Annotated in this window: 8 protein-coding genes; all 8 read right to left on the bottom strand. The window is 75.2% G+C overall.

Annotated features, from left to right (window positions below):
- Nucleotides 1-12: 12 nt before the first annotated feature.
- The 8 genes from ABZ370_RS24875 to ABZ370_RS24840 all read right to left on the bottom strand — a co-directional run bounded on the left by ABZ370_RS24875 (nt 13) and on the right by ABZ370_RS24840 (nt 13,103).
- Nucleotides 13-5,811 (bottom strand): hypothetical protein, encoded by a 5,799-nt coding sequence (locus tag ABZ370_RS24875; protein ID WP_358624810.1) that lies wholly within the window; start codon nt 5,809-5,811, stop codon nt 13-15.
- Nucleotides 5,812-5,862: 51 nt separating this feature from the next.
- Entirely contained in the window at nt 5,863-6,756 is an 894-nt protein-coding gene (locus ABZ370_RS24870) for a hypothetical protein (RefSeq protein ID WP_358624808.1), read from the bottom strand.
- 392 nt (nt 6,757-7,148) lie between these two features.
- Nucleotides 7,149-8,684, bottom strand: coding sequence for a hypothetical protein (locus ABZ370_RS24865; RefSeq protein WP_358624806.1), 1,536 nt, complete (start codon nt 8,682-8,684; stop codon nt 7,149-7,151).
- A gap of 131 nt (nt 8,685-8,815) precedes the next feature.
- Entirely contained in the window at nt 8,816-9,922 is a 1,107-nt protein-coding gene (locus tag ABZ370_RS24860; protein ID WP_358624804.1) for a DUF2891 domain-containing protein, read from the bottom strand.
- On the bottom strand, nt 9,919-10,563 hold the full coding sequence (gene pcp / locus ABZ370_RS24855) for a pyroglutamyl-peptidase I (RefSeq protein WP_358624802.1): 645 nt from the start codon (nt 10,561-10,563) through the stop codon (nt 9,919-9,921). The genes ABZ370_RS24860 and pcp overlap by 4 nt, the downstream gene beginning before the upstream one ends.
- 12 nt (nt 10,564-10,575) lie before the next feature.
- On the bottom strand, nt 10,576-11,544 hold the full coding sequence (locus ABZ370_RS24850) for a DUF979 domain-containing protein (protein ID WP_358624799.1): 969 nt from the start codon (nt 11,542-11,544) through the stop codon (nt 10,576-10,578).
- Nucleotides 11,541-12,263: a DUF969 domain-containing protein gene (locus ABZ370_RS24845; RefSeq protein ID WP_358624796.1), complete on the bottom strand. Its 723-nt coding sequence runs from the start codon at nt 12,261-12,263 to the stop codon at nt 11,541-11,543. The genes ABZ370_RS24850 and ABZ370_RS24845 overlap by 4 nt, the downstream gene beginning before the upstream one ends.
- Before the next feature lie 123 nt (nt 12,264-12,386).
- A complete protein-coding gene (locus tag ABZ370_RS24840) occupies nt 12,387-13,103 on the bottom strand; it encodes a GntR family transcriptional regulator (protein WP_358624904.1) in 717 nt (238 codons plus the stop codon).
- Nucleotides 13,104-13,137 lie beyond the last annotated feature (34 nt).

The raw sequence follows: 13,137 nt of genomic DNA, 5'->3' as shown, positions 1-13,137 counted from the left end.
AGCCCTTCGTGGTCATGTGCCGTCCGCCGGTGCCCCGGCGGACGCGCCCGTGTCTCCCTCCGGGCGCTTGTACATCCGCGTCGCCGTGATCTGGCCGTGCACCTGCTCCTCGCCCGGGTCCTGGGCCGGAAGGCCGGGCCGCAGATGCTCCTCGACGCTGATGTACTTGAGCCCGGCCCGCAGGTCCGCGTCGTTCCGCAGCCGGATCACCAGCGGGAATTCGGCCAGCGCCGTCGTGTCGAACAGCCCCGTCGTATAGAGCAGCTGGACGCCCAGCGCGTCCGCGACCGCCCGCTGGAGCTCCAGCAGATACGTCGCGTTGGCGCGGCCGATCGGGTTGTCGAGGAAGAGCGTGCCCGCGTGGCGGTGCTTGTCGCGGCCCCGGTCGTTGCTGCGCAGCGCGGCCATCGTGCAGTACAGGGCGATGGCCGCGGTCAGCAGCTGGCCGCCGGAGAAGACGTCGCCCATCTGACCCACCGGCACCCGCTCCGCGCGCAGCACCGCGTCCGGCTTCAGGATCTCCACGGCCACCCCGCGCGGCTGGAGCGCCGCCTGAACGCCGCGCAGCAGCAGGGACATGCCGTCCCGCCGCAGGTCGGAGTTCTTCTTCACCGCCGAGTGGGTCGCCTCGTCGATGACCTCGCCCAGCCGCTCCGTCAGCGTCGCCTGGTCCGGGTCGTCGAACCTGATCCGCAGGAACTCCTGCCCCGACCATTCGCCCAGCCCCTCCGGGAGCCGGGAGAGCCGCTGCGCCGAACGGAGCGTGGCCAGGCACGATTCGACCAGGCCGCGCAGCCGGTCCACGATGGAGCCGCGGTTGCGCTCCAGCTGCTCCAGTTCGTCGGTGAGCACCCGCAGCCGGGGCGCGAACGCGTCCGCCCAGGCGGCGGCGTGCTCGGGCAGCGCGGCCGCGGGCAGTTCGCGGATCTGCTGGCGGGCGGGGGTGCGGACCTGCTCGTAGCGGGTGGAGTTGGCGTGCCGTACGAGGACGTCGCTCGCTTCCCGGACCGACGACTCGGCGCCCGACAGATCGGCCGCGCAGCCGCGCAGCGAGCGGCGGGCCTCGGTGGCCGCCTGCCGGGCCTCGTCGAGGCCGCCCGCGTACGCGTCGGGGCGTTCGCCGTCGTCCTCGGCGCCGGGGCCCTCGCGGAGCAGGTCCCGCAGCAGGGCGGCGGTCTCGTCGAAGCCGCCCGCCGCGTCCTCGGCGGAGCGGTGGGATCGCAGCAGGTCGGCGTGGGCGGTGCGGGCGGTGTCCAGCGCGTCCGTGCGGGCGGCCAGTTCGCCGTTGGCCGTGCGCAGCAGCTCCTTCGCCCGCTCCGCATCGGCCGGAACCATTTCCTCCGGCAGTGCGGTGTGGGTGTCGTCTCCGTCGGCCGGGGCCAGCCGCTCGGCCTCGCCGCGCAGTCGGCCGAGCTGTTCGCTCGCCGCCGACGCGCGGGTCTCCAGCATCTGGACGAGCGATTCGGCGCGGGCCGCGGCGGCCTGCCGGGACGGGCCGTCGGCGCCGTCGGTGCCCTCCAGGAGCTGGGCGGCGCGGGTGCGGACCTTGTTGGTGAGCCGGTCGAGCGTGGCGAGCGCCGCGCTCTCGTCGCTCTCCGCGCGGGCCTGTTCGGCCCGCAGATCGGCGCCGACGCCGACCTTCTCGTACACCTGGGAGGCCGCGCGGTACGCCTCGCGGAGCGCGGGCAGCGACGCGGTGGGCGGCTCCGTGTTGTCGCCCAGGTCGTCGGGCGCCCCCGCGATCTCCGCCCGCTCGGCGCGCAGGGCGCGCGCGGTGCGGTGCGCGTCGTCGGCCGTGCGCTGGGCCGCGCGCCGGTCCTCGTCGGCGGCGCGCGCCCGGTCCACGCAGACGGCGGCCTGCTCCTCGGCCTCGGCCGCCTCGTCGGCGAGTTCGCGCAGCCGGGTCTGCCAGGTGGCGCGCTCGCGCAGCCGGTACGCGAGCCCCGCGAGCGCGTCCGCCGCCCGGCGGGCCCGCTGCGCGGCCTCCTGCCGCTCGTCCCGCACCCGGGCCGCCTCGGTGGCCGCCTCGTCCGCCTCGGCCCGGGCCGTACGCGCCTCGGTCAGCTCCCACTGCGCCGTCTCGGCCGCCTCCGCGGCGCCCTCGGCCGCGGCCGCCAGCTCGGCGAGCCGCCCGGCCGGGCAGCCGCCGCGCCACGACGACAGCCGGGCCGCCAGCGCCCGGTCCCCGGCCAGCCTTGCGGCCAGCGTCCGGATCTCCTCGTCCCGTGCGGTGGCCCGGTCCCGCAGCCCGCGCCGCTCGTCGTCCGCGGCGCGCTCGTCGTGCATCGCCGGGTTCGGCGGTACGAGGAACACCCCGCTCTCCTCGCCCGCCCCGGGCGCGGGCGTCGGCGCGAGCAGCGCGGCGGCCGTCCCGACCGCGACGGCCGAACGCGGCAGCAGCGACGCCTGCGCCAGCACCTCGCGGGCACGGGCGTGGGTGCCGGGGTCGGTGATGACGACGCCGTCCACCAGCTCGGGGCGGGCCGCGAGCACGGCCGCGTGGTCGACGGGGTCGACGGCCTGGGCCAGGTAACGCCAGCCGGGCAGGGCGGGGATGCCGTGCTCGCCCAGGTACTCGACGGCGGCCAGCACGTCGGAGCTGGGCGGCAGCAGCCCGCCGTCGCCGAGCGCCGCGAGGATGCGCGAATCGTCGGCGGCGGCGGTCCGCAGGTCGAACAGCTGCCGCTCGGCGGAGGCGACGCTCTCCTCCAGCAGCTCCCGCAACGCGTCGGCGTTCCGGTCCAGTTCCTCGGCGGTCAGCGGCCCGTCGGCGAGGGGCCGCGGGCGCTGCGCGGTGCCGTCGCCCGTGCGGGAACCGCCCGCCGGATCGCCGTCGTCGCCGACCTCGGGCGCCCAGCAGTCCCGCTCGTCGTCCGACGCACTTTCCGCTGGGTGCGGTTGACCGGCTTCCGGCGCCTGCTCTCCGCAGTCCGCACCGGCGGAGGCCGCGTCGACGCCCTCGCCTTCACTGTCGTCACCGACCCGGGCCGACACCTGCCCGGGCGGCGGCGAATCAGCCGCGCACACGCGCCCGGCGGCCACGGCACGCGTGCCCCGGGCGCCGCCCACGTCACCGGCGCCCCGCCCGCGGCCGGTGCGCACACCGGCACCCCCGGAAGCGGCCCGCAGGGCACCGCTGCCGGGGGCACCGCCTTCGGCCGCAGTCCGGCTCGCCGAACCGGGCCCGGCGGCGGGCGCGCCGTCACCGCCCTCCGAGGCAGCGCCGCCGCCCGCAGCAGCTGCGGCGCCGGTGGCCCGCGTGCTGCCGCCGCGGGCGCGCGTGCCGGAGGCGGCGCCCTCGCCCGCTGCGGGCGAGCCCGAGCGCTCCTCCTCGGCCGACCACAGCACTGCGCCGTTCGCGGCGTCGTCCTGCGACCGTTCCTCCCCCACACGGACCGCACCCTGGCTCGCCGAACCGGGCCCGGAGGCGGGCGCGCCGTCTCCGCCCTCTGACGCAGCGCCGCTGCGGGCGCCGGTGCCGGAGGCGGCGGGCTCGCCCGCTGCGGGCGAGCCCGGGCGCCCGGTGCCGTTCGCCGGGACGGCGTTGTCCAGGTCCTCGATGCGGACCGTTACCCGGCCCGGGGGGCGGGAGTCTGCCGCGTGGGTGTGGCCGGGCGGGTCCGGGTGTTCCTCTGGGGCGGGTGACCGCTCGGCGTCGCGTTCCTCTTCTTCCTGCGACCACTCGTCGTCGTCCGCGGCCCCGCGGGAGCCCCTCGCGTCGTGGGGGGCGTCGGGGGCGTACGCGTGGTCGGCTTCGGGGCGGGTCGCGCAGGTGGGGTCCAGGGCGCATTCGTCCTGGGCGCGGGTCGCGGGGTCCGCGCGGAAGGCGGCGGGGAGCTGGGACAGGCCCAGCATGTCGTCCGCGTCCGGGTCGTCGTCCACCCGGACCGTGATCCAGCCCGTGCGGGGCGACTCGGCCGCCGAGGGGCGGGCGGGGCGGCGGGCGGCGGGGATGGCGGCGGCGGGCTGGGGAAGGCCCAGCAGCTCGATGAGGCGCGGCTCGGCGCCGAGCGCCTCGGCGGCGCGCCGCTCCGCGTCATACGCCGACTCCGTGGCCCGCGCCGCGTCGGCCGCCCGGGCGGCGGCCAGTTCGGTGCGGGCCTGTTCGGCGGCGGCCGCCTTCGCGTGGTCGGTGGTGCGGCCTGCCGTCTCGCGGGCGGCCTCCCAGGCCGCGGCGGTCGTCTTCTCGGCGTCGCTGGCGGCGAGCGCGGCCCGGGCCGGGTCGGCGTCGGGGGCGGAGTCGTCGAGCCATCCGGCGCGCACGGCCTCGGCGGTCTCCTGCTCGACCTCGGCGAGCCGCTGCCGCAGGTGCTCGGCGTCGCTGCGGGCGCGCTGGGCGGAGGTGGCGGCGGAGGTGGCGTCGCGGTGGGCGGCCTCGCCGGTCTCCTGGAGGGCGGCGGAGCGCTCCTCCTCCTCGCCCGCGTGCCGTTCGCCGTCCTCCGCCGCCGAGTGGAGGGCGCGTACGAGGTCGGCGGCGGCCGTGGCGCGGGCGGCGAGCGCGGGGGCGGCGTCCCGCTCGGCCTCGCGGATGGCGACGGCCACGCGCGCGGAGCGGTCGGCGGCGGCGCGGTGGCGGAGCACGGTCTCGGCGGCCTGCCAGGCGGAGTGCAGGGTGCGGGCGTCGTTGAGTTCGCGGCGCTGGGCGGCGGCGCCCTTCTCGGCGGCGGCGAGGGCCAGCGAGGCGTGGCGGTAGGCGAGTTCGGCGGCGACCAGGTCGCTGCGCCCACGTGCGGTCTCCGCCTCGGTGACGGCGTGCGCGGCGGCGGCGACTTGCTGGGCGAGTTCGGCGGCGCGGCCCCGCTCCTCGGTGCCGCGCGCGGAGAGCCGCCGGGCGAGCGTACGGGTGCGGCGCTCGGCGCCCGCGTGCACCCCGCGCGCCTGCTCGCGGCGCTCGGCGGCGTCGGCGATGCGCTGGAGGAGGTCCAGCGATCCGGCCGTGAAGTCGCGCTCGGCGATGAGTTCGGCGCGGCGGCCGAGCTTGTGCGCGAAGCCGTGGACGAGGTCGGCGAGCCCGTCCGTGTCGCGGGTGTCGGTGACGGCGCGCAGCAGCAGGTCGGTGAAGTCGGAGTCGTTCTTGACGGCGAAGAGCCCGGCCGCCTCGCCCTCGTCGGCGTTCATCTCGCGCTGGTAGCGGAAGAGTTCGGGGTCGAGGCCGAGTTCGCCGAGGTGCTCGTTCCAGCGCTCGTGGATCTCCACCCAGGCGACGTCCAGGTGCGGGTACGCCTTGCCCGCCTCGGTGAGGGCGTCCCGGAACCCCTTCATGGTGCGGCGCCGGCCGCGCGCGGTGGACGCGCCGTCCACGGCGGGGCGCACCGAGGCGGCCTCGGCGACCGGCAGCGAGTCGAGGCTGAGCCCGGGGCCGGGGCGGAAGGAGTACCACGCCTCGGCGAACTTCCGCGGGTCGTTGGAGACCTGGCGGCCGCGCCATTCGCTGACCTTGCCGACGACGACCGACTCGCCGGTGACCGTGTGCTGCCACTCCAGGGCGACGTGCCCGCAGTCGTCGGCGAGGAGGAACTTGCGCAGCACGCCGGAGCTGGCGCCGCCGAGGGTGTTGCGGTGGCCGGGCAGCATGACCGAGAAGATCAGCTTGAGGAGGACGGACTTGCCGCCGCCGTTCTCCAGGAAGAGCACCCCGGCGGGGGCCGGGCGGCGCGGCGGGCCGACCGGCTCGTCCTCGAAGAACTCCGCCTGGGTCGGCGCGGGGCTGGGCACCGGCTGGCCGACTCCGCGCAGGTCCAGCACGGTGTCGGCGTAGCGCGCACCGGCCGGCCCGATGGAGTAGAGGCGGACCCGGGACAGCTCGTACATGGCGGCGGACTCTCGTTGAAGGGTTCGGGAGCGAAGGCGGGAGTGGAAGGCTCAGGAGTGGAAGGGCAGACCGGCGTCGGCGACGAGGTCGAGGTCGTCGCCCTCGTCCGGCGGCAGCAGCGTCGCGCTGCCGTCGCCGACCGGAACGACGCCGAGGGCCAGCAGCTCGGACATGGCGGCGCCGGACGCCATGTCGCGCACCTGCAACTGGTAGCGGGCGGTGGTGCGGTACGTGCCGCCGGACTCGTCCCCGGTGCGCTGGAGGAAACCGGAGTCGACGAGGAAGGCGACGGCCTTGCCGATGATGCCGGTCGTCGAACCGGCCAGCCGCCGCGCGTCCTTGGTCGCGCCGGTGGCGCTGCGCCGCGCGTATACCCGCCAGGCGGCCTCCAGGCCGGGCGCCTCGGTGGCCGGGTCGGTGTTCTCCCCCTGCTCCTCGGCCCGCTCCTCCAGGCGGGCGCAGGCCTGCCGTACGAAGGCGTCGACGCCGTTGACGGTGACCCGGCCGATGTACCCGTCGTCGGCCAGGTCCTCGGGGCGCGGGAAGGCCATGGCGGCGACCGCGAGGTGGGCGAGGCCGTGCAGGAAGCGGTCGGCGGAGTCGCTGGCGGCGCGGCGGGCGTAGTCGCCCATGCGGACGGCGAAGACCGATTCCTCGTCGGCGGTCACGGCCATCCCGGCGCGGGTGGACACCTCCAGCACGATCAGGCCGAGCCCGGTGGCGACAGCATCGGTGAGACGGGCGAACGCCGGTTCGTCGCGGTAGCGGCGCAGCATCTCGGCGTACTCGACGTCCCGGGCGGGCAGCAGCTTGGGCTGCAGCCCGAAGGAGACCAGCCGCGCCGCGTCGGCGGCGTCGGCGGGCGTGACCCCGCTCGCCGGTCCGCTGGGCGCGGCGGTCGGCTCGGTCTGTACCGCGTCGTCGGCGGCGTCGTACTCGGTCACGGGTGAAGCTCCTTGCACGGGGCGTTCTCACGATCTGCGGCGAGCGACCCGGCCCGCCAAGGGGCCACCGCCGGTGCGGCGCTCCGGCCGACCGGCAGGGCAGCGCCCTCGGCCCCGGGGCGGCCGGGGCCGATCTCCGACGGCACCGGGCACGCGGCAACGCGGCCGGTCAGCGTAGCGGCGGCCGCCGGGCGCGCCCCCAGCCTGCGGGCGCACCACACCGGCCGCACCGGTACGCGGTCCCCACGGGCAGCCGACCGACCGGCCGCCGGGCGCGCGGCGGCAGCGGCGGACCCGGCGCGGGGCGGAGCCGCCGTGTGGCAGGGGCACGGACCGGCGGGGAGCCGTTGGCGGGCGTGTGGCGGCGCGGTGCTCTTGGAGTGGTGGGGCATCTAGGCCACCTCCGTCCGGTCCGCTGCCATGCCCGCGGCGTCCAGGAGGGCGGTGCCCACTATGAGGTCGGCGCCGCCGAACTCGTGGTCCTCCAGCTCGGTGCCGTCGTCCACGGCGAACAGCAGCCGCTGTTCGCCCTGGCGGTAGGCGGTGCCGACCGGGGGGCTGGCGGCATGGACGGCCAGCAGGGCGATCAGGTAGGGCAGGTCGGGGTCGCGGCGGCGGGCGTCGGCGAGGAGGCCGGAGAGGCGGCGCGGGGCGTCGGCGGGGAGGTCGAGCAGTTCCATGGCGACCGCGAGCTGCTCCTCGCTGAAGCGGCTGTCGTCGGGGGTCGCGATGAGGTCCGGCTCGGGCATCTCCGCGCCGAGGTGCTCGCGCTCGACGGGCGGGGTGAGGAGCATCTCGACCAGGTCGCCGACGCGCACGGAGGTGGGCGTCCGCATTCCGGTGCCGCGGGCGAAGAACGCGTCGGTGGCGCGGGCCGCCTGTTCGACGGGCAGCGGCAGGAGCGGGGCCAGGAGCTGTCCGTACAGGTCGAGTCCGGCGCGCGCGGCGGGCGGGGCGAACGCCTGGCGGTCCTGTTCGGCGCGGAACAGCGGCCCGGCCTCCAGCAGCCGGGACTGGAGCTGGGTGTGGCGCCGGATGCAGTCCTTGACGATGTCGACCAGCTCGGCGGCGCGCCGCTTGTGCTCGGCGCCCTCGGCCTCGTCGCGCGCCTTGCGGATGTTGGTGAGGATCGCGTTCTCGTGGCGGTAGCGGTCGGCGACGTGGTCCAGCGCCTCGGCGATCATCTCGGGGACGGCGCTCAGCCAGTCGACCGCGCGGACGTTGCGCCGGGTCGCGTCCAGCGTGCGGCGCAGCGTCTCCGAGTACTGGACGGTGCGGTAGCGGGCCTGCTCGGCGGCGAGTTGGGCGTCGGCGAGGCGGCCGCGGCTGATGAGGACCTCCAGCTTGACCTCGGCGGCGATCTGGGCGCTGGTGACGTCCGTGTCGAGGGCGCCGACCAGGACGTTGACCGCTTCGTCGGTGGTGCGCAGATAGACGCCGCCGCCGGGCCCCGGCACCTCCTCGATCAGCTTGAAGTCGTAGTCGCGCCGGACATACGCGCCGTCGGCGCCGAAAGTGCCGTATACGGCGCGGAAGCCGCGGTCCACGCTGCCGACGTTGATCAGGTTCTCCAGCACCCAGCGGGCGACGCGCTCGTGCTCGGCGGCGGGTCGCCCCGGGGCCTGGGCGGCGACGCGGGGCAGCAGCCTGGACACTATCTGTTCGTGGTCGGCGCCGGTGTCGAAGTCCATGTTGAGCGTGACCAGGTCGATGGCGGAGAGGGCGACCTCGGCCATCGCGTACACCCCGTACTCGCCCGCGAGGTTGGCCTTGCGGGTGTCCAGGTCATGGAGCGGCGCGGTGCACGCGAGCGCGCGCAGCCGCCGGGCCAGGCCCTCGTCGGCGGCCGGGCCGGGCGCCGGGCGGGCTGCCCCGTCATGGCCGTTGAGCTGGGGCGCGGTGGCGACCCCGGGGGGTGGAGATGTCACGTCGCACAGATTAGGCGGTCGCACCGACAACGCACGAAACGGCGCGGGAGATCCCGCTATGTCGGAGCGCGTCACTCCTGTACACCGGTGCTTCTCCGGTGACTCACCGACCGGTCAGTCTACGGCTTCGCTCACGTTCCCCGGACCGCCCCCGGACCGCCCGGCGGGCCGTCGAGGGCGAGGGCGGCGAAGGTGGCGATCCAGTGGTCGCGGGTGAAGTCCCCGGTGACAGCGTGCGGGAGTCCGGCGGCCAGATGGTCGCGGGCCGAGGCCGCCAATACGGGGATACGGGGATCGCCGTCCGGGAGGGCGGCGGAGAGGCGGCGCAGCGCGGCGGCCCGGCTGAGGGAGAGCCCGAGGAGATGGCCGATCTGCGGATCGGCGGGGTCGGTGACGACGGGCGGGGTGAGCAGGGTTGCGGGGGCGCGGCCCGCAAGACCCGCGCGGCCCGCGAAATCCGCGAGGCCGGGCAGGAAACGTTCCAGCCAGGTCGCGAACTCCTCGCGCGGCAGCACCCGGCAGACCGCCTCGGCCTCGGTGAGCGCCGGGGAGAGGAAGTCCTGCCCGGAGGGCTCCCAGTGGACGGGGGCGTCACGATCATGGGCGAACCAGCCCATAAGGGACCGTTCGACCGGGCCGGTGAGCGCGGCGAGCCCGGCGGCCGACGCGCTGTCCAGCACGAGACCGAGGGCGAACGCGCTGTTGGTGTGGACCCCGTGCCGTACCGGATAGGCGGCCTTCCCCAGCCAGCAGCGCAGGAGTTCCGCCACGGCGTCGGCGGCCGGTGCGAGCGCGTCCGCCCAGCGCTCCCCCGCGTCCTTCAAGGCCCCGCTTTTCACGTCCCCGCTTTTCACGTCCCCGTCGAGCGCACGGCATTCGGCCGTCAGGGCCAGCAGCCAGGCCCAGCCGTAGGGGCGTTCGAAGGAGGGGTGGGCCAGCAGATGGTCGGCCTCGGCGGTGAGATGGGCGGCCGTGAGATGGCCGTCCAGGACGCCGATGACCGTATCGGTGGGGACGCGGTCGGGGCAGCGGCGCAGCAGCCGGACCAGCAGCCAGTGCATATGCACCGAGGAGTGCCAGTCGTAGGAGCCGTAGAAGGCCGGATGGTAGGTGCGGGGCGGCACCAGGTCCTCGGGCCCGCGCAGCAGCCGCTGGGGAGCGTACGGATATTCCCGGGTGACGTTGGCGACGGCGAGGGCGGCGAACCGCTCCGCGTACGGGCCCAGCCGCGCGCTCAATGAATCGCGCCTTCGGCGCTGCGCACATCCGCCTCGGTGCTCGCCGCCGCGATGGCGATCGCACGCAGCGCCTCGGCGACCGTGGCGGCGGGCAGGGACGGTTCGGCCCGGTCCACGACCTGCTCGGGCAGATACGGGACATGGACGAAGCCGCCGCGCAGGGCGGGCCGCTCGGTGGCGATCAGGTGGGCGAGGCCGTAGAAGACGTGGTTGCAGACGAACGTCCCGGCGGTCTGCGATACGGAGGCGGGGATTCCGGCGGTGCGTACGGCGGCGACGCACCGCTTGACGGGCAGGGTCGAGAAGTACGCGGCGGGGCCGCCCTCGACGACCGGGCCGTCGACAGGCTGGCGTCCCGCGTTGTCGGGTATGCGGGCGTCGTCGACGTTGATGGCGACCCGTTCGACGGTGATGCCGGGGCGGCCGCCCGCCTCCCCCACGCACACCACCACCTCCGGATCGTCCCGGTCCACCGCCGCCCGCAGCTCGTCCAGAGCGGTGCCGAAGGCGCAGCTGAGCCGGGCGGTGGTCACGGTCAGACCGGGCGGCGGGTCGGCGGCGGCCAGGGAGACGGCCTGCCATGAGGGGTTGACGGCCGACCCGCCGAAGGGGTCGAAGCCGGTGAGCAGTACGCGGGTCACGCGGTGGCCTCCTCAGAAGGCGAAGAGCGAGATGATGGCGACGTTGCAGACGAGCAGCGCGCCCGCGGTGGGGATCTGCGCCTTGATGGGGCCGTACTGATCCTTGAGTTCGAGCAGCGCCGCCGGGACCAGGTTGAAGTTGGCGGCCATGGGGGTCACGAGCGTTCCACAGAAGCCCGCGAGCATGCCGACGGCCAGGACGACGGGCGGGTCGCCGTGCATCTGCTGGATGAGCACGGGCCAGCCGATGGCGGCGGTCATCACCGGGAACGCGGCGAAGGCGTTGCCCATGACGACGGTGAACAGCGCCATGCCGACGCAGTACACGGCCACGGCGATGTACTTCTGGCCGTCCGGGAGCAGCGCTTCGGTGATCTTGCCAACCTGGGTGCCGACCCCGGCCACCTGGAAGATCGAGCCGAGGACGGCGAGCAGCTGGGGCAGCAGCAGCGCCCAGCCCATGGACTCCAGCAGACCGCGGCCGGAGTGCAGCGGGACCGAGGGCCTGCGCTCGCGGACCACGATCATGCCGACCACCAGTCCGGCGATCGCGCCGAAGCCGAGGCCGAGGATCGTCTCGCTGCCGGTCTCCAGGACCGGTTCGCCGCCGATACGCCAGTCCTTGACGACCGAGGCGCAGAGGACCGCGATCAGCGGGATGGTGAGCGCGGGGATGAACAGCCTGCTGCCGAGCCGGGCGGCGGTCGCGGTGCGTTCCTCGGCGGTGGTGGTGCGCGGGACGCCGCGGCCGGTGAACCCGAACCCGCCCAGGCAGACCATGGCGAGGACGGCGACGCCCAGCGGTTCGGCCGGGGCCCTCTTCTCGACCACCCAGGTGCTGTAGAGGAAGCAGGCGCCCAGCAGGCCCCAGAAGGCGGCCGAGCCGTACCGCTTGGGGTTGCTGCGGTCGACGGCCATCTGCGCGGCCATGGCCAGGAAGACGGCGCCGACGAGCCAGTAGAACCACTCTGCCTTGATCACTTGGCCTCCTCCGCGGTGCGGCTGCCCTCGGCAGTGGACGGGCCGCCCGCGGCGGCGAAGTCGCTCTCCAGCGTGCGGTCCAGCCGCAGCAGCCGGGCGCCGTGGATGAGGAAGGCGCAGACGGCGGTGGGGATGGCCCACAAGGCGAGCTGCAGGGGCTCCAGATGGGTGTGGTACGTGGTGTTGACGAAGCCGGTGATGAGCAGGATCGAACCGATCGCGAGGAAGCAGTCCTCGCCGAAGAACAGCCCGACGGTGTCGGCGCTGGCGGAGTACGAGCGGACGCGCTCGCGCATCCGCTCGGGCAGCGCGCCATAACGCCGCTCCGCGGCTCCCTCGGCCATCGGCGCGACCATCGGGCGCACGGTCTGCGCGGGGCCGCCGATGCTGTTGAGACCGACCGCCGCGGTCAGCTGGCGCAGCAGCAGATAGAGGGCGAGGAAGCGGCCGGTGGTGAGCTTGCCGAGCCGTCCGATGAGGGTCCGGGCCTGCTCCTGGAGGCCGTTGCGCTCCAGGAGGCCGATGACCGGAAGGGTGATGACGAAGATCGTCACCGAGCGGCTGGAGGCGAAGCCGTCGCCGAACGCGGCCAGGATCTCCTGGGGCGAGAGCTTGCCCAGAAATCCGGTGGCGATCCCGGCGACCCCGACCACCAGCAACGGATTGCGTCGTGTGGCGAATCCGAGGATCACCACGAGGACGCCCAGGAGAACAATCATGCGTCCCGCCTTTCCGTGCACAGGACCTCACAGGGGCGTGAGGAGATTGCACCGGAGGCTAGAACTTTGTTGAACGATCCGACAAGAGGTTGACGCCGACTTGTTAGTGGTGCGCCGGATCGTTTACGGGTGGGAAATCTGCTCCCGCCGGGAAACCTGCTGCGCGTACGCGCCGGACAACTGCGCCTGGGAGTCGTCCAGGTACGAGGCGAGCAACCGCTCGGCCTCCGCCGCGTCCCCGGCCTGCAGCACCTCCAGGATCTGCCGGTTGCGGACCAGGTAGGGGGCGTAGAAGCGGCGCGGGTCGTCCATCACATGGAAGACCAGCCGCAGTTCGGCCAGCACCGCGCGCATCAGCTCGTCGGCTCGCGGGCTGCCCGCGAGCGCCACGATCGCCTGGTGGAAGCGGATGTTGGCGGTGGACAGGTCCTGCCAGGCCCGGTCCTGCGCGGCGCGCTCCCCCGCCGTGACGGCCGCCTCGACCGCGGACAGGGGGTAGGGCGGTTCGCCCAGGCCGCGTACGGCGGCGCATTCGACCATCCCGCGCACCCGGTAGATGTCATGGAGGTCGTCGACGGTGACGATGCGGACGAAGACCCCCCGGTTCAGCTCGTGCACCAGCAGCCGCTCATGGGTGAGCAGCCGGAACGCCTCCCTGAGGGTGTTGCGGGAGACGCCCAGCGCCCCCTTGACGCTGTCCTCGGACAGCCGGGTGCCGGGCGGGAAGAACCCCTCCGCGATGCGGTCGCGCAGGACGTCCGCGACGCGCTCGGCGGTGCTGGTACGCCCCAGCAGCGCCCGGTCGGCCTCCAGTCCGGCGACTCCGGCCACCTCGGACACGCCGGACGCCTCGGCGAGCCGCCGCTCCACACCG

Source organism: Streptomyces sp. NPDC005962 (assembly GCF_040629205.1).
Taxonomy (GTDB): Bacteria; Actinomycetota; Actinomycetes; order Streptomycetales; family Streptomycetaceae; genus Streptomyces.
This window is presented reverse-complemented; position numbering and strand designations above follow the sequence as displayed.

Bases quoted from the DNA above. Each gene is read 5' to 3' on its own strand.
- ABZ370_RS24875 (WP_358624810.1), bottom strand. From the start codon at position 5,811: ATGTACGAGCTGTCCCGGGTCCGCCTCTACTCCATCGGGCCGGCCGGT.
- ABZ370_RS24845 (WP_358624796.1), bottom strand. From the start codon at position 12,263: ATGATTGTTCTCCTGGGCGTCCTCGTGGTGATCCTCGGATTCGCCACA.